The sequence below is a fragment of the Spirosoma endophyticum genome, from assembly GCF_900112365.1.
In the GTDB taxonomy this organism is placed as follows: domain Bacteria; phylum Bacteroidota; class Bacteroidia; order Cytophagales; family Spirosomataceae; genus Spirosoma; species Spirosoma endophyticum.
Genome location: NZ_FOLQ01000043.1, coordinates 1 through 21,920 on the forward strand (window position 1 = coordinate 1; position 21,920 = coordinate 21,920).

At 46.1% G+C, this 21,920-nt stretch carries 22 protein-coding genes; 12 read left to right on the forward strand and 10 right to left on the reverse strand.

Annotation, left to right across the window (positions count from 1 at the left end; genetic code table 11):
• A partial coding sequence (locus BM202_RS34720; RefSeq protein WP_143100758.1) for an integrase core domain-containing protein occupies positions 1–286 on the forward strand: 286 nt, incomplete at its 5' end.
• Between the two features lie 17 nt (positions 287–303).
• Here BM202_RS34720 and BM202_RS34725 read toward each other — a convergent pair.
• Complete coding sequence (locus BM202_RS34725) at positions 304–2,226, reverse strand: FG-GAP repeat domain-containing protein (RefSeq protein ID WP_093834922.1); 1,923 nt, start codon at positions 2,224–2,226, stop codon at positions 304–306.
• 434 nt (positions 2,227–2,660) lie between these two features.
• Between BM202_RS34725 and BM202_RS34730 the strand changes: the two genes are divergently transcribed.
• Positions 2,661–3,929, forward strand: coding sequence for an MFS transporter (locus BM202_RS34730; protein ID WP_093834924.1), 1,269 nt, complete (start codon positions 2,661–2,663; stop codon positions 3,927–3,929).
• Between the two features lie 535 nt (positions 3,930–4,464).
• Here BM202_RS34730 and BM202_RS34735 read toward each other — a convergent pair.
• Together BM202_RS34735 and BM202_RS34740 are read right to left on the reverse strand one after the other, a co-directional pair.
• The gene (locus BM202_RS34735) at positions 4,465–4,656 is read right to left on the reverse strand and encodes a cold-shock protein (RefSeq protein WP_093834926.1); all 192 of its coding nucleotides are present in this window, start codon (positions 4,654–4,656) and stop codon (positions 4,465–4,467) included.
• A gap of 360 nt (positions 4,657–5,016) precedes the next feature.
• Positions 5,017–5,262: a type II toxin-antitoxin system Phd/YefM family antitoxin gene (locus BM202_RS34740; RefSeq protein ID WP_093834928.1), complete on the reverse strand. Its 246-nt coding sequence runs from the start codon at positions 5,260–5,262 to the stop codon at positions 5,017–5,019.
• 302 nt (positions 5,263–5,564) lie between these two features.
• Between BM202_RS34740 and BM202_RS34745 the strand changes: the two genes are divergently transcribed.
• A complete protein-coding gene (locus tag BM202_RS34745; RefSeq protein WP_093834930.1) occupies positions 5,565–6,554 on the forward strand; it encodes a site-specific integrase in 990 nt (329 codons plus the stop codon).
• Positions 6,555–6,754: 200 nt separating this feature from the next.
• Here the strand turns inward: BM202_RS34745 and BM202_RS34750 are convergent, their stop codons facing one another.
• The 3 genes from BM202_RS34750 to BM202_RS34760 form a co-directional block, all read right to left on the reverse strand.
• A complete protein-coding gene (locus BM202_RS34750; RefSeq protein ID WP_093834932.1) occupies positions 6,755–6,988 on the reverse strand; it encodes a hypothetical protein in 234 nt (77 codons plus the stop codon).
• 18 nt (positions 6,989–7,006) lie between these two features.
• On the reverse strand, positions 7,007–7,927 hold the full coding sequence (locus tag BM202_RS34755) for a hypothetical protein (RefSeq protein ID WP_177236811.1): 921 nt from the start codon (positions 7,925–7,927) through the stop codon (positions 7,007–7,009).
• A gap of 122 nt (positions 7,928–8,049) precedes the next feature.
• Positions 8,050–8,268 (reverse strand): hypothetical protein, encoded by a 219-nt coding sequence (locus BM202_RS34760; RefSeq protein WP_093834934.1) that lies wholly within the window; start codon positions 8,266–8,268, stop codon positions 8,050–8,052.
• Between the two features lie 1,091 nt (positions 8,269–9,359).
• On the opposite strand from BM202_RS34760, the gene BM202_RS34765 reads away from it, so the two are divergent.
• The 6 genes from BM202_RS34765 to BM202_RS34790 all read left to right on the forward strand — a co-directional run bounded on the left by BM202_RS34765 (position 9,360) and on the right by BM202_RS34790 (position 16,099).
• Positions 9,360–10,556, forward strand: coding sequence for a replication initiation protein (locus BM202_RS34765; protein WP_177236812.1), 1,197 nt, complete (start codon positions 9,360–9,362; stop codon positions 10,554–10,556).
• A gap of 303 nt (positions 10,557–10,859) precedes the next feature.
• Positions 10,860–12,443, forward strand: coding sequence for a serine hydrolase (locus BM202_RS34770; protein WP_093834938.1), 1,584 nt, complete (start codon positions 10,860–10,862; stop codon positions 12,441–12,443).
• 520 nt (positions 12,444–12,963) lie between these two features.
• On the forward strand, positions 12,964–13,608 hold the full coding sequence (locus tag BM202_RS34775) for a DUF2306 domain-containing protein (RefSeq protein WP_143100865.1): 645 nt from the start codon (positions 12,964–12,966) through the stop codon (positions 13,606–13,608).
• 194 nt (positions 13,609–13,802) lie between these two features.
• Positions 13,803–14,393 (forward strand): DUF6434 domain-containing protein, encoded by a 591-nt coding sequence (locus tag BM202_RS34780; RefSeq protein WP_093834942.1) that lies wholly within the window; start codon positions 13,803–13,805, stop codon positions 14,391–14,393.
• A gap of 202 nt (positions 14,394–14,595) precedes the next feature.
• Positions 14,596–15,045 carry a hypothetical protein gene (locus tag BM202_RS34785; RefSeq protein WP_093834944.1) on the forward strand — a complete coding sequence of 150 codons (450 nt, stop codon included), beginning with the start codon at positions 14,596–14,598 and terminating at the stop codon, positions 15,043–15,045.
• Positions 15,046–15,922: 877 nt separating this feature from the next.
• Positions 15,923–16,099, forward strand: a complete 177-nt coding sequence (locus tag BM202_RS34790; RefSeq protein ID WP_093834953.1) for a DUF3606 domain-containing protein — start codon at positions 15,923–15,925, stop codon at positions 16,097–16,099.
• A gap of 920 nt (positions 16,100–17,019) precedes the next feature.
• Here the strand turns inward: BM202_RS34790 and BM202_RS34795 are convergent.
• Positions 17,020–17,319, reverse strand: a complete 300-nt coding sequence (locus BM202_RS34795; RefSeq protein ID WP_093834946.1) for a hypothetical protein — start codon at positions 17,317–17,319, stop codon at positions 17,020–17,022.
• Positions 17,320–17,639: 320 nt separating this feature from the next.
• Positions 17,640–18,077, reverse strand: a complete 438-nt coding sequence (locus BM202_RS34800) for a DUF983 domain-containing protein (protein ID WP_245776924.1) — start codon at positions 18,075–18,077, stop codon at positions 17,640–17,642.
• Between the two features lie 620 nt (positions 18,078–18,697).
• On the opposite strand from BM202_RS34800, the gene BM202_RS34805 reads away from it, so the two are divergent.
• The 3 genes from BM202_RS34805 (at position 18,698) to BM202_RS34815 (ending at position 20,418) form a co-directional block, all read left to right on the forward strand.
• On the forward strand, positions 18,698–19,009 hold the full coding sequence (locus BM202_RS34805; protein WP_245776925.1) for a hypothetical protein: 312 nt from the start codon (positions 18,698–18,700) through the stop codon (positions 19,007–19,009).
• A gap of 175 nt (positions 19,010–19,184) precedes the next feature.
• Entirely contained in the window at positions 19,185–19,430 is a 246-nt protein-coding gene (locus tag BM202_RS34810; RefSeq protein ID WP_093834948.1) for a redox-active disulfide protein 2, read from the forward strand.
• A 472-nt stretch (positions 19,431–19,902) separates the two neighbouring features.
• Positions 19,903–20,418 carry a DinB family protein gene (locus BM202_RS34815; protein ID WP_093834949.1) on the forward strand — a complete coding sequence of 172 codons (516 nt, stop codon included), beginning with the start codon at positions 19,903–19,905 and terminating at the stop codon, positions 20,416–20,418.
• Positions 20,419–20,764: 346 nt separating this feature from the next.
• Here BM202_RS34815 and BM202_RS34820 read toward each other — a convergent pair whose 3' ends face one another.
• Together BM202_RS34820 and BM202_RS34825 are read right to left on the reverse strand one after the other, a co-directional pair.
• On the reverse strand, positions 20,765–21,082 hold the full coding sequence (locus tag BM202_RS34820; RefSeq protein WP_093834951.1) for a DMT family transporter: 318 nt from the start codon (positions 21,080–21,082) through the stop codon (positions 20,765–20,767).
• Positions 21,083–21,434: 352 nt separating this feature from the next.
• Positions 21,435–21,920: IS3 family transposase (locus tag BM202_RS34825; RefSeq protein WP_143100866.1), on the reverse strand; the 486-nt coding region annotated here is incomplete at its 5' end.

Here is a 21,920-nt window from a genome sequence, read left to right on the forward strand (position 1 = left end):
GTTTCATCCTATGACCCAAGGAAAGATCGAACGTTACCATCGCTCGATGAAGAACGTTCTGTTGTTGGAACACTACTACAGTCCGGATGAACTAAGAACTCGCCTAACGGAGTGGGTAGACTATTATAATCATCAACGGTACCATGAATCACTGGACAACGTACGGCCAGCCGATGCTTACTGGGGCCGCCAGGATCAGATCTTGGCCGAACGGCAAAAAACTAAGCAGCTAAGTTTGTCTCAACGCCGGAAAAGTCATATTTTTCAGCGAGCCCAAAGTGGCTAAAACCATCTCTTCTCTTTTCACCCGCATCTGTCCACTTTTACTTGACGACGTACAGCCGCCCCTGGCTTTCCAATAGCCGGTAACGAATCCAACAGAACGAAGGATTGATTTATATCATCCGGGTATTGATACAGGCGAACGGTACCGTTATCGGCCGCTACCAATAGCTCATTTTTCTGATCCCCATTTACATCGGCGACCACCAGCGATCGGGCTTTGGCATACCCGTAATCATCCCGCGTAAATCCACCCACCGTTTGATTCTGTAGTTGGAAAACAGGCGTTGTAGCACTGCCCGCATTGCGATAAAACTGAATCGTTCCCAGGCTGGCGTTGCTGATCAACAGGTCAGCCCGGCCGTCCCGATCGACATCCGAGACGGTTAGCAGATCCGCCGGGCTCAAAAGATCGCGGGTTGGCCAGCGAATGGCTGAGGATAAGTTCAGTTGTACCCCCCTGCCTAAGGGAGCGGTATTGACCCAAACACGCACCTCTACTTCGCTCGTACTGACGCCCATCACGACCAGGTCTAGGCTACCGTTGTTGTCTAGGTCAGCGAAGGAAGGGACTGGATGGGTCAATTGAAGGGATTGCCCCATACCCAGGTAATCGGTGGTCACCAGCCTAAAGGCCGGCCGCTGAGTAGTACCCGTATTCTCGAAATGCCATAAACTGGCACGTCGACTCGTTCCGGTGCCTGATCCGGCGAAGCCGACCAGCAGGTCCAGATCCCCATCGCCATCCAAATCGGCCAGCGCCGGGGCGGCCCGCTCACCCAGATCCAACATGTCGGCCTGGAGAAAATCCTTCTGAATCAACTGAAAGTCAGGTTTCTGATTAGAGCCGGTATTTTTATACAACCAGGACGACGCCTGAAAGTCGAACACGCCATTCGCATTGGCGCTTACATTGGGCGATGCCAGCAGATCCTTTACGCCATCCCCGTCCACATCCGCCCAGAAGGTCGCCGGAAAGGCCGGAAACAGAATGGGCGAACGGGCCGGAAATAACGAGTCATAACTGGTGAAGTTGGCATTGACATCGTTGGTGCCGGTGTTACGCAGGCGAGCCACATTTTCGCAACTCACAAAGCCAAACAGCATATCCTTCTTGCCATCGCCGTCCGTATCCAGCATCGTGATTGTATTGCCCGTGTGCAAAGGTCGACCACCACTGGGCATATTCATACTCCGCTGGTTGCCCAGTCGACCCGAACCATCCCCGCACACAAACCCGAACGTAAAATCATTGCAGTATTCTTTCTGAAAATGGCCCCAGCACAAATTCGGGTATCGTTTAAAATCCAGCCCACTCGGCAGGCCAGTCCGCTCCACGCTCATATTTTGGTGATAGGCAATTGAATTGCCACTGGAGTCGAAGGTAATAATATCAATATCCCCGTCCCCATCATAATCTACAATGGCGGGCATATCCGTCGAATAGATAAAGAGGGGATTTCGGCTGGTAAAGCCTTCACTCAGCAGGGGATCCGCCACCGGGGTAAAAACGGTTTTCCCGTTTGTCCCTTCGTTGTGGAAGACCCGTACCCCACCGGATGCTGATGTAAATAAATCGGCTCGATCATCCCCATCATAATCTACTAGAAGCATCCATGCATTTAGATGCGCTGGGAAGGTCGTTTCATACTCGGGCGCATATTGCCATACGATCCCACTACCCGTTGGGCTATCGGTCGCGATAAACGTACTGACTTTGCCTGTTGTTCGGTCGAAAACCGCCAGGTCATCACGGGTATCTGTATTTAAGCGTAGCGTTGAATATTGTGGGGCGTTTAGGCCCCCCGCCCACGGATTTGTTAGTTGTCGGCCTTCGATTTGAACAGGGGGCGTCTGATCGTAGTGGAACGAAAAGGGATTGGTTATCTGAGCTTTAACCGAAATAACGCTCAAAAAAAGCAGGACAGAAACCGTTTTTTTCATGACTCGCCACGCATCATACAATCTAAACGAATTCTCCACTTTAACCAATTCATCATACAGGATTTTCTCTTCCCTTTTCTAAACGACAATTCGGCCTGTTTTCGGGGCTTGTATAGAGGGTGTCTTGAACCCATGAAAGTGAGCTAGTGAAATTTAAGTTTTTACTCTATTTTTCACTGGCTCACTTTCATGGGTTAAGGACACCTTAGCCTGGGCCCGGCCTCGGGTAAGCTAGTCAGCGAACTAATTGACCAACGTGTATCCAGTATGGATATTTCGGCGTTTCGTCCCGAACGCTTTGCCTAGGAATACTAATCAACGAATACATTCACAAGGGTTGACTGATGACGGTGATTTACCTGACTTCGGTACGTGGTTGACCCACCCACTTGGCTAAGGATACGCCCTTCCTGTTAACCATTCATTTCTTACCCATGGCTGTTCCTACTGCCCCTCCACAAACCGATTCATCAACCGTTGGTTTTTTTAGCCTTCCCGTCCTTGTAGCCGCTCTTGGCTATTTCGTCGATATTTATGATTTACTCCTGTTCGGTATTGTGCGCGTGCCTAGTCTGAGCGATCTCGGCCTGAGTACCGACCAAATTTCAACCGTCGGCTCTATCATCCTCAACTGGCAAATGGGGGGTCTTTTGCTGGGTGGGATTCTGTGGGGCGTATTGGGTGATAAAAAAGGAAGGTTATCCGTATTGTTCGGAAGTATCCTTACCTATTCTCTGGCTAACATTGCCTGTGGCTTTATCAAAAACGTTACGTTCATGGATCCAGTCACCTACTATGCCCTGATGCGTTTTGTAGCGGGCATAGGCCTTGCCGGTGAGTTAGGTGCCGGTATTACGCTGGTCAGCGAGATTTTGCCAACCGAGAAGCGCGCCATTGGCACTTCACTGGTGGCTGGAGTTGGTCTGTTTGGGGCCGTAGTCGCCTATTTTACCGTTAAGCTATTCGATTGGCAACTGGCATTTTTAATAGGTGGGGGTTTAGGCATTGGTCTACTGTTGCTCCGTATCGGCGTAGTAGAGTCGGGCATGTTCACGAGCATAACGGAGCAGAATCATATCCGCCGGGGTAATTTCTTATCCTTTTTCACAAACCGGAACCGGTTAAGCCGTTACCTCAAGTGCATTACCATCGGCTTGCCAACCTGGTTCGTGATTGGTATTCTGGCAACGTTCAGCAATGAATTTGGAACGGCATTAGGGATTGCTGAAGAAGTTCAACCCGGTATAGCTATTATGTGGTGTTATGTTGGTCTGGCCTTTGGCGATCTGGCCAGCGGTTTTATTAGTCAATCCATGGCTTCGCGCCGGAAAGCAGTTGCCCTGCTCATGGGCATTGCTTTGCTGTTTAGTATTATTTACTTGTATTTTGGCGTCAAAAGTGCCTCCCTTCTCTATATCCTATGTCTGGCCATGGGCTTTGGCATTGGCTACTGGGCTATGTTCGTTACCATCGGTGCCGAGCAATTCGGTACCAACTTACGCGCTACAGCTGCCACAACAGTTCCGAATATGGTCCGCGGATTAGTTATTCCGATGACACTGACCTATCAGGCGCTTAAACCTTCGCTGAATATTATCAATGCTGGGGCACTTGTCGGCTTCTTCTGCTTCTTGCTGGGTTTCTATGCCATCCTAACGATTCCTGAAACCCATGGTCGGGATCTTGATTTTTTGGAAGACTGAGCTTCGACCGTACTTATTAGTTTCCAGTCTATACCTGCACCAATCTAATTGTCCAATCAGATTGGTGCCATCAAGCTAAAGTGGACTATACAGGAAATATCCTATTTCTATCAACATGAATTTCAAAGGAGCTGTCATGTATTTTTTACAAAAAATACAATTTAGTAATTCTTTATTTTCGTTCACGAAAACCCTTGGACCGATGAACGCTTGTCATACTTCAAGAAGATAGTTAGTCATTTATCTTAAAAATTAGAAAACATTCGCTAGACCGTTATCTTTTTTAATCGCATCTATGAAAAATACCAATAATTGATAAAGAACTTAGAAGCGTATTTACTGGCATTGTTATACTATTATTTCATCTTCTATATAAATCAGTAATACAATCGTATCTATTCCAGCAGTTTCATTTTCATCTACTAATCCTACGAACATGTGAGTCAGTAGATGCTAGCCGGCTTACTCCTAAAATGAAAGAACAGGCTTTGCCGCCTATTCTCTCTTTACTACGTTGGGACAGATCTCGATGGGATTAACTGCGCTTGACGTTGACTGCATTCAAGCCCTTTTTGCCCTGTTCGACATTGTACGTTACTTTGTCATTCTCCCGGAGTTCTTCGCTGGTAGCTGATATGTGAACAAATACATCTTCACCCCCATCATCGGGTTTGATAAAGCCGAAGCCTTTACTCTCATTAAAAAATTTGACGCTTCCTGTAGGCATTGTACTAAAATTAAAGTTTGGCCCAAGGACGACAGAAATAGCCAATTTACCAAAACAAGGTCATCTGGACTGGCTACCAAAAGGTAGCCAGTCCAGATGACCTTGTTTTGTCCAGTAAAAGGTAGCCAGTTCATTCTTGCTATGCACGGATTGGCAAGACAAAGTTTCAGCAGTGGCCCTATTGAAACTTTTGCAGATAAAATTTTTCAGAAAAGTACTATGTGCTGTATACTTCGGATAAGTCGTTTCAGCTACCCGTCTGTTTTCGGCCTTTGCATGCGTTTGATTGACCCTTGGTGCCTTGGTTACCAACGACTACAGTATTAAAAATCTTAGCCACGTTAATAGATCAACTATCGTTTATGATGCTGCTTCCTGGTTCGTTTCGGTAGCTTCGCTATCCGATGAGTTTATAGGTGTTTTATCCGCCAGGGTTTGCGCGTAAAAAGCCTCCAACTCGGTCATACGATTGAGCATGGCCATAGGTACCAAGGCCGCCACTTTCTTTTCCCCTTTAGTTAGTACAAAAGCTTTTTCCGCATAATACGTCTGGTTAATATATTCACCCACCTGACGCCGAAATTCGTTCATCGTTAAATTCTCCATAATAGACATGCATGTTTTTGTAAACATGCATAAAACGTGTTAAAAATCAAATGCTTTAGATAGATATTTAAACGTTTTAGTCATAATTTCTAGATTTATAATAACATATTAAGTGTACTTGCGGAGGTTTAATCGATTTATCTATTCTAACTTATTGTATTAATTTTACTATTTCTTAAATGTATGTTTACTATTGATAAGTAAACATTATCGATAGTAAACATAAAATCATACCTTTAGCGCAAATCCATCTGAATCAACTTAATGGCGATTCGCTGAATGGATCATAATTAGTAGAAGAGATGAAGAGCGAAAACATACCATTGTCACCAACCGTCCATACTGACTCTTTATCGCTGGTTCCCTTGCCTACTGTGGGGGATGAGCAGCAAAAGTATCTATTGAAAGGATTACAGGGAGCCGCTAACACCGAGCGGGCTTACCGGGCCGATCTAGAGCACTATCGAGGATGGTGTCAGCAGCAGGGAGTGACGGCGCTACCCGCCACACCCGCCGTGCTGGGTCAGTACGTATCAGCCTTGGCTCCGCATCGCAAGTGGGCGACGATCGCCCGCCGGCTGTCAGCCGTTCGCAAGTGGCACGAACTGCGTGAAATTCCCAGCCCCGTAGATGATCGCTGGCTGAAAGCAACCCTGAAGGGTATTCAGCGCGAACACGGTACGCATGCTGAGCAGGCACCCGCCTTTGGAGCGAATCAGTTAAAGGGGATCTTGCGCGAGATCGTGACGGAGAGTAAGGGCGTACCCCGCTTTTCCCCTCTGCGTGATAAAGTGGTACTGCTGCTAGGGTTTACGGGGGCCTTCCGCCGCTCCGAGCTAGTGGCGCTCAATGTCGAGCAGCTTCACTTTTCAGACGACGGTGTGGTAATCACCTACTTCGGTAGTAAAACCAACCAGACCGGTCAGCGGGAAGAAAAAGCGCTGTTCTACAGTCCTGACAGCCAAATCTGTCCGGTGCGCACGCTGCAAAAGTGGGTTGCCCTGTTGGAGCGAACGAAAGGACCTTTACTGGTGCGCATCCGAAAGGGGAATGAACTGACCCAGGAGCGCCTGACCGACCAGTCGATTGGCGCCATTGTCAAGAAACACGTGGGAAAACGATACTCCGCCCACTCGATGCGGGCTTCGTTTGTGACGACAGCCAAACTCAACGGAGCGGATGACTCGGAGGTCATGCAGCAGACTAAGCACAAGACTAGTGCTATGATACGTCGCTATACCCGGCTGGATTCGATCAAGCAGCATAACGCGGCCAAAAAGCTGGGTTGGTGATGAACGTTGAGTTCGTCCGTAGGCCTTTATCAGGCGAAAAAAAGGGCGGATTTGTAAGGTAGACATGAATAATCCCTCGCAACTATTTACATTAGTAAACCCTTTAGTAAACGCGATTTTATACGACAATTGTTGAGGATAAGTATCTGATAGATAGAATATTACATACCCTAGATTGGGATTTTACCCCAAATTTGTCGTTAACCCCCACATACATGCTTTACTAGTAAAGAAGCAACCTCTGCCATGTAATCAGGCCAAGTTTCTGAATCATTGACCAACTCAACTTCCCATTCCGGAAGATAATTACTGATTCGTAAAAGGGCTTCGGTAAAAATCAGGTCAATTAAATGATGAGGGGATTGCTCCACCCTCTGACTAATCCTTATAGACTCATTTAAAATTGTAGTTCCTGTAAATAAGGCAGGTTCCATAAGTGGGTTTGTCTTGAATCAATATTCCTGCTCGGAGGATTGATCGAATAAGGGTGCGGGCTTTGGCTTGGTCCGTCTCCGGGAAACCGCGCTCAGCGGTTCAATAATGGGCTGACCGTTTAGGGTCGATGTCGATGTTTCGAACGACGCTATGCTATCCAATTCGGGACGAATACGAGCGTACAAGGTGTAGAGACCAGCCTGCGATTTGAGCCCAAATCCGCCCAGGTACTTATCGATTTGTTTGCTTTGATACGGATGATCCCGCCTAATATGGTCCGTGTCAATAAAAATGATGTTATACCGTGGTTGATTGATAGTACCGGTTCTATCTTTCTGCGGATTGAGCATGTGCTCCTGCTCATTAGCAAAATCCCCCTCCTCATTCAAGATAAACTTGTAGTTGAGCGTAACATACTTATGCACCCTTTCGTAATTAGAGATGGCCATTTCAATCGTATCAACGTGAGCCATCAGCTCCTTCCAGGCTGTTTGTTCCGATTGCCAGAGCGCGATATTGGCTTTGGCCTGGGTCAGCTCCGATCCGGAGAGTTTATGCAGTTTGCTCCGCATCCGATCTTCTTTGGAACCCAGGTCATTGAGGTATAACTGGATCCGGGCAATTTTCTCATCCCTGGGTAGATCTTTATCTTTAATCACCCAGAATTTATGTTCTTTAAAGAAGCTCATTCGGACGGCGGGACGGCCATAATTGACGATTTTAATGGAACGGCAATCAAAATCCGTAAAGCGGGTGAAATACGGCTGGTAGGCCGCATCTACAAAATGAATGGTTCCAGTATCCGCCCAGTCGCCCTCAATGTCCCAGCTATCCCGGTCCGCCCGTAGTTTGGGAACCTGATTCATGATTTGGGTCAGATCCTGGAGCATGAGCGCGTAATAGGCCGCGTCATAGTGTTTTCTTTTCACCTGTGGCATACCAATTATCGAAATTTTGCCGAAACGTCACGGATCGCCGTTGCAGGCCCGGACTGTTTGTTTAGCTATTGCCTAATTACTTATTTACTTAGTAGAGGAGCTTAAAAAATCCAAATGGGCTTTTACGGATGAATTATTCTGACGGTCGGCCGTTGCCGCCACTTCTCTAATCCAGTTGCAATACGTAAGGCTCGTTGTACATCCTCCCAATATAAGCCGCTTTCGTAACCGTTGTTGAGCCGGTCACAGATTTCCAAGAAGTCGTTGGCTAATTCGAGTCGTCGCTGCTCCTTAGATTGCAGCTTATCTGGTTCGATGCTTGGATTGTCTACTGATTCCATTAAGGGTATAAGGCAATTTCCTAAGACAAATATCTATATATTAAGTTTCGTTTCAAACGAAACTTAATTATTTGTTACGAATGTACTTTACCGATTTCTCTTATTTTTTGATTCTTCTCCACGCTATTTTTTCTTTAGAAGCCGTTAAATCCATTATTTATAGGAATTTATAGTCTTTTTTTTTCTTACGAATGGATAAGATAGACAATAGGGGGTGATCAACGCGCTGATTGTTAGTATTTTACTAACCTTAATGCTTACAAATCCGCTACGTCACCTTACAAATCTGCTACGTCACCTTACAAATTCACTGCTTTTCCTTACAAATCCACTGCTTTTTTCCTTACAAATCCACTACTGTATCCTTACAAATCCGCTTCCTGTCAGGCGTTTATCCTTACAAATCCACTACGACTCTTACAAATCCGCTATTTTTTTCAATTGGCCTACGATTTGTACCAAAAACTATTCTTTTTTGCCTTATAATCAATAGGTTACCAGCCCAATGTTCGTAATTATCAGCCAATACCCTTACAAATTTGCTCTGTTTGAGAGACGTTTGACGCGATCAATTTCGTGTAGTGAAATGGCCTGGTTCCCCTGTCATTTCACTTATTTATACATGGCAAAAATTTGTATTTTATTTTATTAGTTGGATTTGAAATATTTCTCAAATTAAATTATGGTCTGGTTAATGGCGCTGGGTGGGTGACCCTTACAAATCCGCTACAATAAATACGTTCCAACCCTTACAAATCCGCTACTGTTTTAGCCAGATATACCCAGTAAAAACTGGGCTTAGGCGTCTAGAAGCCCATTAATCTACTACCCTTCAAGCTATAGGTAGCGTTTTAGTAGGACTGTCTACAAGAAGAAGACTAGGCAAGAGAAAACGTAATTTTTGAAATAGCAAAGCCATAGTAAACTGTTTTTATATATCAATAGGCATACGTACCCAAATTTCTATCCTTACATTACCAGTACACTTGTAATCTTGCTGTCAACTAGTACATTTGTCTACTAGTCAGTACCAAAGACCTTGTTTTTTAAGGCTGATGGGTGCCTACACGTTTTAAAACATGGATAAGCCAATGGAATCCTCCAGTCTTCCCGCTCGTTCTTCCAGAAATGCGGCCCGAAAAGGAAGGCATCAACAGGTCACCCAAGAGAATAATCAATTAGCTATTGATTTCTATAGCGAGACCGTCAAAAAGTCGAACACGAAAAGTCAATCGTTCGAGTTGCACTCGGCTCAGACCAACGAGATGATCGTCAAATCGATTGTTCGGGAGCCCATGCGCTTATTACATGCGCTTATGCATCTGACCGTACTGGAACGTCGATTGTACTGGTTGGTATTGAATCAGATCCGAAACATTCAATATCGAAACCCGGACCAGGTTAAGCCCTATGGCGCGTTGACCTTTTATTTTCATTCGTCAGACATTATTGCCAATGACGTGAAATGGAGCGTAACCTATATCAAGGACATAATAAAACTGTTGGGTAAGCGCGCCGTTGACTGGGAGACAGAGGAAGGTGTTTATACCCATTTAACCGTATTTCCTACCGCTCAATACATACGGGGCAAAGGCGTCATCATGTTGCAACTCCATCCGCTATTAATTCCAGGGTTTCTTGAGTTAGGAAATAACTTTGCGCAGTTTGAACTGTATGCAGCTCTGAAACTAACCAGCGAATACGCCCAGTTACTGTATTCGTATTTATCCCGACATGCCTGGCGGGGAAAGTGGGTGATTGATTTGAATGCGTTTAAAGAAATCATGGGGGCCACCAGTAAGTCCTACGAAGAGTTCTCCAACATCCGCATTCGGATTTTAGAGCCTGCTATGGAGCAGATTAGCAAATTCACGGATTTGGACGTATCGTACGTCACCATGGGAGTGGGTCGAAAAGTCAGTTCGTTGGAGTTTACGATAGCGTTTAAAGAGGTAAATTCTTTGGAAGCTAGCCGGGAAATAGAAGAGACATCTAAACACAAGTTGAAGGAAGCCTTGGAGACGGTGGCTAATTACACCCTGGAAGAGAAGCAGATTTTTGCGCACGCGAGTCTACGGGATTATTACAGCCAGTTTACGGCCGATGAAAAGCATCAAATACTGAATACACCCGAGTTTTTAAACCGCTTTTGTATCGCTGAATGCTACATTAGTTCGGGTCAGGTGGGCCGGGACAAGCACGATGCGTATATGCGAAAGAGCGTCTTCTTTCCGACAGGTGCCAATCAGTTACCCGCTCCGAATAGCGCCAAGAAAGGAAAGAATTAGGCACCTTGTTGCTATGGGTAGCTAGCGGTTTGGTCGATGTATTTTATGAAGTTTACCTAAGCGCTACACTGAAAGTACATGTACCAGAACCAAGTTCAGCGTTGCCACCCAAAGACCTACTTGATGAGTCTTCCGTACAAATCGTGGCGACGAAAAAAATTACACGACAACGTGAACCGGGTCCCCTACAGCTACCTATGAGACGCCGTGCTTTCTGATGAAGCGACGTGTGGCGGGTCCGTTTTACCGCTTGGCCCTACCGGAAAATCTGCTTTCTTTGTTTTCTTTACCTGACCTCACTCCATGAAAAAGCAACGACTCTACTTCCTTATCGGCTTTACCCTGTTAGCTGGTACGGTGCCCCAGCTCGCCAACGCCCAGGTCATTACGGCTCTGCAAATCGATGATGTCGTACAACGTACGCGATCCACCTTTGATGTACCGGGCATTGCCGTCGCCATCGTTAAGGATGGGAAAGTGATCCACGCCAAAGGCTACGGCGTACGCTCATTGAAAACTAAGGAAAAGGTCGATGAGCACACCCTGTTTGGCATTGCCTCCAACAGTAAAGCCTTTACGGCTGCGGCCCTGGGTATGCTCATGGATGAGGGAAAACTCAACTGGGACGACAAGGTGATTGACTACATACCCGAGTTTAGACTGTACAATGCCTATGTCACCGAAGCGTTTACCATCCGGGATTTACTGACCCACCGAAGTGGGCTAGGCCTGGGGGCGGGCGATCTGATGTTCTGGCCCGATTCGAGTACGTTTACCATGAAAGACGTTATTCATAACCTCCGCTACCTGAAACCCGTTTCGGGCTTTCGCACCAAGTATGACTATGACAACCTGCTGTATATGGTAGCCGGTGAAGTGATCGAACGGGTAAGTGGCCAAAGCTGGGAAGCATTCATCGAAGAACGCATCATGAAACCGCTCCAGATGACGCGCAGTGCTGGCACCTATAGCCGATTGACGGATAAAGTGAATGTTATTGATGCCCATGCCCCGGTTAACGGGACCGTACAGGTGATTAGCCGGGATAGGTTCCGCTTTGGCAATTCGGCGGGGGGGATTAACTCCAGCGTAGCCGATATGAGCAAATGGGTCATCGCCCAGTTAAATGGGGGTAAATATGGGGCAAACCTCAACAACCAGTTATTCAGCGAGAAAGTCCAGGCCGATATGTGGAGCCCGCAAACAATCCAGCCCGTAAGCCCTACCCCTACACCCCCCTATATGACGCATTTTGCCGCTTACGGACTCGGCTGGGGCTTAAGCGATGTAAAGGGCTACAAACAAGTGTCGCATACGGGTGGCCTGGCAGGCATGGTGACCCAGGTAACCCTACTGCCCGAACTCCGGTTGGGCATCATTGTCTTCACGAATCAGCAATCCGGTGCCGCCTTCAGCGCCGTGACCAACACCATCAAAGACAGTTATTTAGGGCTTCCACCCACCGATTGGGTGAAGGTGTACAGCGACCGGGTGAAAAAAAGTCAGGATGAAGCCAATAAAATCACGAAAGAGACGTGGGACACGATCGAAAAGCAACAAAGAAGCAATATAGCCAAGGTTGACGGTTCGATCTATTCGGGTATCTATCGAGATAACTGGTTTGGCGATGTAGAGATTAGTCAGAAAGCCGGTAAACTGTGGTTCCACGCATTACGGTCGCCCAAGCTGACGGGCGAACTTTTTTTTTACAAAAACAATACGTTCATCGTCAAGTGGAACAACCGCAGCTTCGATGCCGATGCCTACGTGACCTTTCAGCCCGATGAAACCATGAAACCCGCCTCCATTAACATGAAGCCGATTTCTCCCCTAACCGACTTTAGTTTCGATTTTCAGGATCTGGATTTGAAACGGGTTAAGCAATAAAGCCGACGCAGGGGTTACTGACAAGTTGGGGACAGTATCCCAACGAAACCTACCTACTAAAACCTTCAGACGACGATAAATCATAGGGCACAGCCAGACAAAGAGACGGCCGGCCGCTGCCGCCGGGCCAACGCTTTGGCAAACTTGGGTAAATCTAGAAAAAGGGATCAAATTCACGGTCGGCCGCTGCCGTCACTTGAGTTTGTTTTGCCTTTTTAGCGGAAAATTCATGGCCTGCCTTTGAGAAAGCCATCGCAGGGATAGACCTTATTGGCAACTCCTGAACTTATTCTCAAATAAGACTCTATAACTGAGAAGCCTTCATTATGGTAAACGGTCCCCCGTGGCGGTCGGGGATTTGTCGCTCCAGCGGCTTGGCTGTTTAGTTGGTTATCTCTAAAGTCCCCCTCTCCATTCACCCCTTTTTCTTGTTATTCATCCCCGTTGCTTGCAAAACCCTGATAAGATAAGCATGTTTGCCGGTGATCTGTCAGCTACCCAACAGGGGCCATTAACAACCATGCTTTACAATTCCTTTTTAGTGGTTCATATTATCGCCGGCAGTATTGGCTTGCTGACGGGGCCCCTGGCCATTGCCGTCAAAAAAGGGGGGCTAGCCCACCGCCGCCTCGGTATTGCCTTCTACTATGCCATGCTGGTGGTGGCTAGCTCAGCCCTGGTACTGGCCATCTTGCACCACATCCCGTTTCTGTTTGCGGTGGGTATTTTCAGCGGCTACATGAACATTACCGGCTACGCCATCCTGCGCCAAAAACGCCAGGGATTGCTCAATCAAACCGGTCTACTAGAGCGAGCGACATCCGTTTTGATGCTGTTATTCAGTCTTTACTTCCTGGGCTACGGAATTTACATTCTTTTTCAGCGCGATTATTTTGGGGTGGTCTTCATCTTTTTCGCTCAAAGTTCGTTTCGCATGTTGTGGCAGGATTGGCACTTATTCAAACAACAGGGGGTAGCGCCATCTACCTGGTTACTGGTTCACCTGACGCGCATGGTCGGTACCAGTATTGCCGCTTACACAGCTTTTCTGGTCGTCAACAGCTCATCTAGAGTGAGCTTAATGGGCTGGTTTCTGCCGACCCTGCTGGGTGTTCCCATTATCGTGTACTGGAGCCGAAGGGTAACCAAAAAAAGAGCCCTATAATTGATCGATAGGGGAATGATTTTACCTCGTCCGCTTCTCGAGTACGATTTGTTTCAAAAAACGTTCCCCCTTGAAACTAAGGAGCTATCATGTAGGTGCTCCTTGAATCGAGCGTTTAATGGGAAAGCCTGTTTTAATACCTGTCAAGTGGTACCGCACCGGCGGACCGGCCACCGCGGTACCATCCGTATTATATGAAAAGACCCTTCCTTACCCCATTAACACCAGTCACCGATTTTTTAGCCTACTACTGGCTAAAGCAAGAACTAGTTGATTTCTGTCGAGCGCATGGGCTTAAAACAACGGGGAGTAAAGTAGCCATTACGGATCGTATTGCGCAGTGGCTGCGAACGGGACAGCCACCCTTGGAGCCTATTACATCCAAGCGCAAACCAGGCTCGGCAGGTCCCCTTTTGGTCGCTCTGGATGCTCCCATCACGACCCGCTACACCAGTGGCAACGCTGTCCGGGCTTTCTTTACATTGGTGATTGGCCCCCACTTTCATTTTACGGTCGGGCTGATGAAGTTCTGTAAGGAAAACCCAACCAAAACGTTTGGCGATGCGGTGCAGTATTGGCAAGCGGAACAGCTGCGGAAAGTCGACACCTCGTTGCGCTCCGAGATAGGGCCTCAATTTGAATACAATCAGTACATTCGCGATTTCCGGGCTGATAACCCGGGGGCATCTTTACCGGAAGCCATTGCTTGCTGGAAGATAAAACGGAGTAAGCGGGGTGATAATCGCTATTCTCGAGCGGATCTGACATCGACACTCGATGAGTAGAACTTGTAACTTGTCTTCCTGGTCAAGTTCGTGCAAAGCCCACTTAAAGAAGCACCTACATTACTTCTCCTTCATCTTAGGAGTGTATAGTTAAGACAGCAATTTTTTAATCTCTGTCCAACACAATCCGTAGCATACGACTAAATCCAACCTTACTATCTTTTTTGAGGTCCTACTTGAGGATGAACTAATCTGCGGAAGTATGAAAAATATTGTTTTATGTTTATGGGTACTCATGGCTTTTGGAATCACAAGTTGTCATAAAACAGCCGAGGTCGATCCTATAATCGATTCGGAAGGCGACCCCTTAAAAGAACACACCCAAAATCCGCAACAAGCAAGGATGTGGTTAGCCGGTAAGTGGAAGCTTATAAAGGTCTCTGTCATGACTCCGAACCCTACTGTACCTAATGTAGAACTTATTATCGACGAGACCCAGATTAGTCTTGTACAAGACGGTGTCCAGAGCGACAAAGTTGATTATGAAATAGTAAAGACTGATTACGGTTTACTGATCAAAACCAATGCTCAACCTAGAGCAGACAATTGGTATATCCGTAATCCCGGATTATATCTAAATCAGAATCGAATGTATTTAGATTTAGGCAGGGCTCAAGATTTGCCTGCTTATGAGTTTAGCAGAGCGAATTAACTCAGCTTAATTGAAAGTAATTGAGAGTAATAGCTATGCAGCACTTGTAAATACTCTGAAAATAATTCATTTACATAATGTGAGTGGCTGTTGCAAAACTCTGAAGAGGATTGATTAGGCTCATATATTGGGCCTGATTCAACCAAATTTTGCTCGGAAACAGGAGGCTGAAACGGTCGATTCAGATCAGTACCGACTTTTGCAACAGCCACGTGAGTTATACAACAGGCCTTTAAAAAGTACCATATTTAGCCACTCTAATTAGTGACCAGACATTGTGTTTTATTGAGGAAGGCAATAGGAAGCCCAGGTTCATATTTGGCGAAAAAGCATAATTAACAGGTTCCATAATGATTGATTTGGCTTTATTTCACTTGGTGCTCGACCTTCTTGGTTAAGCAAAGTTCTATACTGTCTGAGATTTGCTTTATTGCCTAACTGAGGTTTTTTCATGGCGAAGTCGCTGTAAAAGTTATACTCTGGTTATGTGCCAGTTAGACATTATGTTCTAAATTTTTGTTTAAGAATACACACTATAATGTTAAACAAAATCTAGTGAAACTTGCGCTATTTATAGTAAGAGTTTGGGTCGCTGACCGCTGTATTTCGGGCTTGGATGGTCTTAACGGGGTTTAAAGGCTTAAAAGCATCAAAATTGGCCCGCTCCGGCACGGTCCGCCGTTGCGGTACCGGCTCTTACACGTACCTAAACGGCAAAATTATTAACTGCTATAAAACGAACGGCAAAAGCATATATTTGCTTGTAAATCGCTAATAAGGAGATAGTTAAATGCGCTTGGTGGTGGAGTACGGCAACGGCCGACCGTCTCAACTGTTTTAGTTACCCCCTTGTTCTCATTTAAACCACTTGATGGCTATGGCAGACGATAAGAAGAACACCGGACCCGCTGATGATAAGCGAGTCAATGTCCACGAAGATTATGAGGTAGCTTACTGGACCAAGAAATTTGGCTGTACGAAGGCTCAATTAGTGACTGCGGTTGAGGCAGTAGGAGTAATAGCGACCGACGTACAGAAATACTTAAGTCGCTAACTTTTATTAACCGAATAGCCGGTGCCAGAAAGACTTTTTGCCTGGCTTCGGCATCGGGTTAGTCAGGGTTTTAATCATTCGGGTAAGCTGGTCGATCGGATTCTGTATATCGACTGAGGCAGCTGGTAACTGAGTTTGGGTAAGCTAGCCTTGCGCGCATCTGCGGAGTGAGCCCTGCCGGGGACGACATCTCACCAGGGATAGTCTACCCTGTACAACTGTACGTAGCCCCAAATTGATAGCTTGAAGCCAGGTGGGATTTTTATTATGCATGAATTATCATAGGATTGCCATAAAGGGCTCTTCTGCTGGAGGGGTCCTTTTTCGTGTCCTACGGCCACGGGATTTTTCTGAGGCATGGACCACCCCAGCTGTACACAAAAAAGGAGCTCAAAAAATTTCAAGCTCCTTTAACCAACCTAATCTTCAGATGGCTTATCTAAGACTAGATAGTTTCATCTATAAGTACAGTGGGCGTATAGGTAGTTGTATACCCTTGCTTAATCGATAAATGTTTGTTATTCTTTTTAAAGTACAATTGGGGTGGTCTATGTCTAAGAAAAATCTTGGTGTTTGGGTCGGACCCGCGCCCGGGCAACGCCCCGAGTCTATAAACGCGTCGCACACTCCGCATAACAGGGAAAAAGTACAATGCCTGACTGCTGATTAAAGTAGCCAGGCATTGTACTTTCTGGAGAGCTGTTGTATAACTGATGTGGCTGTTGCAAAAGGAAATGGTTCGTTCAGGAAGTCGAGTAGTATCCAAGATATGGGACTAATTTGAGTTAGAAAACCGTTGTCAAAAGACTTAAAAATGGGTCGGTTCAGACTTTTGCAACAGTCACTGATTTTATGTAAAGGATATAAAGTAAGAAATTTAAATCCGTGAGGTTGATAATTGTATTGGTTTATTACAAAAATCACTGGCTTCGAATTGAGGTGATAGTTATAATATTGGTGGGCCTGGGTGTGTACTGACTACACGTTTCATCGAGTTGATAACGGAGCCATACCTGTGTACCTGCTTTATCATAGGGCTCGGCTATGGATTTCGATAGAAAGTGTTCATTGTTAATGACCAACTCATAATTAAAGTTACAACCAGCATATGGAGGGGATACACTACCCAAAATGGTCGCTTTAACCTCCGGCTTGACAGCTTCCTTATGGCATCCCCCTAGAAAACCCACTAAGGCTAAGTATCCAATTATCTTTCTCATACCAGTCAATTTGTGGTTAGACCGATAATGAAGCGTTTTAGTTGGAATTTGCTGTTATATAAGTGGCGTGGCTGTTGCAAAAGTCGCTAACCCCTAATCGGGGCTCCATAAATAGCCCATTTTTGAGCTATTCATTAACCCGAAATTAGCTGGTCAGCTGAGTATCTTGTCCCTATCCCAGACTTTTAACACAGTTCATAAGATCTCATATGCAACTTGACTAAGAAATTTACCATTTTCTTGCCTGCTATTTAAGCAGCTATCTTCCAAAACTTTTCCCCGTTTCGACCCGCTATTCCTGTCAAACTGGCCACTCCTAATCAAGGACAGCTCGTTGGCTTGTGGGCATCGAACGAAATAAAAAAATTGATCCAGGTCAACCGGGCCAGCCGGAAAAACAGGGGCGTCAAGAGGATAATTAAGCCGATCAATACCCCTAGAAAATAACTCAGGTCCCACTCTAGTGCCACCTCCATCACCAGAAAACAGCCCACAATCAACGCCGTATAGTAGGCATAACTCACGTACAAAGCCCCCGTGTAGTAGCCCGGCTCTTTTTCAAAGCGCTCCCCACAGCAGGCACACTGGGGATTCATCTGATCAAATCGCTTCAGGTTGTAGGCATTATTGACCGCAAAAAAGTTACCCCGTTGACATCGGGGGCATTTATTGAAAAAAATGCTGTAAAGTTTGGTGCCTTTTCCCATGGTGTTCGAAGCGAGTTGAACCAAGCCGATGCTGATAAACCGCTTGTTCAAGCGTGGTTGGTTGCCCCCTCTACCCAATAATCGAGCACTTTGTTTAGCAACGCCTAGTTCAAACCAGTAGCTAACAGTTTTCTTGGCGTGTGGTCAAGGAAGTAGGAGCGATTTTGATGGCGTACTAGAAGCCCTACCGTGAACAAGGTACCCAGGCATAGATTTAGTCAGGCTTTAAAAATCGGATAAGCTACTTTGCACTTTTCCACGCATTCGCACAAGGGAGTTAACCTGTTGGTGAACGCTTTTAGGGCCATCAGGTTTCGGCTGAAACGGTGGTTTCACTTCACCTAGTCGTTCACGTATACTACGGATAGTTGTTGACAGTTAGTAAAAAAAGCTGTCTTTTGAAATACCCATTTCTTGGTGCGTATGCTACGTATTGCCTTGGAAAGATATTATAAAAAGCATATTATCAATAAACGCTCTGTTGTTGTTACAGCTTATGCAATGGCGGATCAAGTTTTACTTACCGAAAAGACAAAATAAACCCAAGTGACGGCAGCGGCCGACCGTAAATTTGGCGGCCGCCGCTGCGCCAAGCCGCTGGAGCGGTCCGTTTCTTAGATTTACCCAATTACTGGAGCGGAAGTAAAATTAAGTTAGCACTTCCTTTCCTTTTGAGGGAAGCGGTTGAGGCTTCCACCCCATCGATCTATAAAGAAGACATAGGCATGTTTATCCGAAAGAGCTACGCTGAAATGACACTTGATGAACTAGTGTCGGAAGAAAAAAAGATGACCGCCCAGAAAATCCCGTTTGCCTTGTTTGTTGGTCTCTTGGTTGGCTTTGCCATTTGGTCAGCCACCCATAAAGGCGGTTTTATGGTGACCTCTATTTTGCTAATTGGTGCTCTTTTAGCGGGTAGTGTGTACTCGAAAAATTTGAAAAGTGTTCAAGCGGAAATAAGCCGCAGAAACACGGTCAGTTAACTTCTTACGCATGGTATACAGCTTATCCCAACAAGCTAACGCTAAGTGCCCAGCCTCTCATCACGAGTGGTTGGGCACTTCGTTTTCCACCACGTAGAAATTAGCCCGTTTGTAGGTTGATATTTAGCGGGCAAATGCGCTATTTGTAAGCCCACAACTATCCCTTCTTCTTCTTATGAACCAGTTCTCCCAAATGAGCGTAGAGAAGCTTCAACAACAAGCCAAAACAATCAAACTAGTTACAGGTATGCTGGCTGGAATGCTGGCTGTGCTTCTTGTGATGGCCATACTACTATCCATCAAAAAAGGATTTAGCCCCCTAGTTGTAGTCCCCTTCGCTCTACTACCTATTGTGATTATCAACGTGAATAGTTTAAAGCAGATCAAGAAGGAACTCGAATCGAGAGGAAAAGCGATTTAAAGGCAATACACAGTTTTTATAGTAAACGCCCAGTTACTATGAAGTAGTTGGGCGTTTGCTATAACGCCCCAACATGAGGTGTATGAGATTTTTCTGTCCATAATTAGGGCGTTTAATTGGAGGCGTATGCTAGGGGTAGTGGTTGACGGATATTAAATTCAGTTGTCCCAAGAAACGCTCCTACCTGAGACGAGTGCGAATTACTTTTAATAAATAGGGCGTTTTGCCCCTATGTCTGGTTCTAATTTGCAGGGCGGTGAATTTCATTAATTGCCATGCATAAAAGGGGGCAAGCCGTCTTTGCCGTTGTTGGGTTCATGGCCGAAAATCGCGTCGACCAGCTAGCAACTAACGAGTGTTGCTGAGCTTGATTAGTTACAGTCGACCGGCTTCACTACTGACATACCGCTGTCACTCCCCTGGCTTTTCTTTGTGTTGTTAATCAATCGACAACTTTAACTAAGAGCAAGACATGGAAAACACAGTGCAGCTTAGCCAAACATTGGATCAGATCATCTCATCCGAGCAACTTCTTGCCCATTGGCAGGGACACCGGGGACTCACCCGCCGGTTGATCGAAGCCTACCCCGAGGAACACTTCTTTTCCTACACCCTTGGCGGTATGCGACCTTGCTCGGCACTGATTGATGAAGTCCTGCAAATGGCTGACCAGAGCATGCAGGGCGTTGTTTCGGGCCAGTGGTCTTCAATTGGCGAGGGGTCGGAGGCATCTCCCAAAGCAACGACCAAGGAGCAGGTACTAGCCCAGTGGGATCGGGTGACCGAGGTGATTAATACCTATTGGCTCCAGATTCCACCCGCACGCTTCCAGGAAGTCGACAAGGCTTTTGGTCTCTATGAAGGGCCGATCTACTGGTTTCTTTTTTACCTGATCGATAATGAAATCCATCACCGGGGTCAGGCTTATGTTTATCTACGCACCCTGGGCGTAGAACCGCCTGCTTTCTGGGATCGCCCCCAAGCATAGTCTGCCAGTAAGTCCCCCCGGGGTAAGCCATTTTACAAAAGCCTTTGCCGCTATAAAGATTGGCAAAGGCTTTTTCGTATCGTGCTGGCGGCTATTCATCTCATGATACGTATTCTTCCAGAATGAGCTATTTTATTACTTGATGCATATAAAGGGCTGGGGTGGCTCGGCTTCCCCCTTGTGCTATTCTTAAAAAAGCCTCCTCAGTGCAAGCAAACATGGGTTTCATGAAACGGTACATTTCTTGGAAAGGAGAATTGTTTTTACCTTAACTTACTTTGACCACAGGCGAGGGCCTCTCACCAGAGGCTTATCGTCAATCACCCGTAAAGAGGTACGGCTGTTTTTAATGTGAAGAAAGTATCATTAGGATAAGCCCCGTCAGGATCAGCAGGGCCGCGACTATACGGACCATGTTGACCGGTTCGCCAAGCACAAAGATGCCAAGCAGGAAAGCGCCGATTGCTCCAATGCCTGTCCAAATCGTGTAGGCTGTGCCTAAGGGTAGCGTACGCATAGCTAGCGCTAGCAGGCCGAAGCTAGCCAGTAGGGCAACAACAGTAATCAAAGAGGGAACGGTCCGGGTAAAACCCGCTGACTGCTTCATAGAATAGGCCCAAACGACTTCTAATAAGCCGGCAAAAACGAGAAAGATCCAAGACATGGCATTGACCTTGTTAGGCCGGGCCGTCCCGAATCAGCATCCCATTATGGGGGAGGTCGTCCTCCTAGTTTGAGCATTTTCCCGGTGAAGGGAGGGTAAGCAAATGGACAACAAAAATAATGGTTCTTTTCATGTCAGTCAACTGCGCTTTTAATTCTTCCTAGTCAGTCGTTCGGTGACCATCACTTTACAAAATCTCCTTAAACCCTCGATTTGTGGGCGAAAATTGCCGGTTAACAAACCATTTCGCTTTTGCAATAGCCACTGCCAATAGGATATGTTACTAGAAGTAATAGACTAGATTTGATGTCCAAGTGCGATTTGGACTTGCAACAAAATACTGGACAAATCTTTAAGCAACATGTTGCAGTTGCCCATTATAATAGTCGAAAGGGGAAAGATAGCCTAACGATGAATGTCGCCGTTGACGATTGTACCAAATTTCAATATATTCAAAGACCGCCTGTTTAGCCATGGCTCGCGACTGGAAATTCTGCTGATAGACCAACTCTGACTTCAACGTCTTGAAAAAGCTTTCCGCCACGGCATTATCCCAGCAGTTACCTTTCCCACTCATGCTTTGCAATACCAACGGGTGTTTTTTGAGCAGTTTGGTAAAAGCATGACAGGCATACTGAACCCCTCGATCTGAATGAAAGATCAGGTTTCGTTCAATGGGCCGATTTTTTATCGCCATCTGCCAAGCTGGTATAGTTGTCTCAGCGGCCCTCATGGACTTACTTAAGGCCCAACCGATCACTTTTCGATCATACAAATCCATAATCATCGTCAGATAGATCCAACCTTCACCAGTACGGATATACGTCAGGTCCGAAAC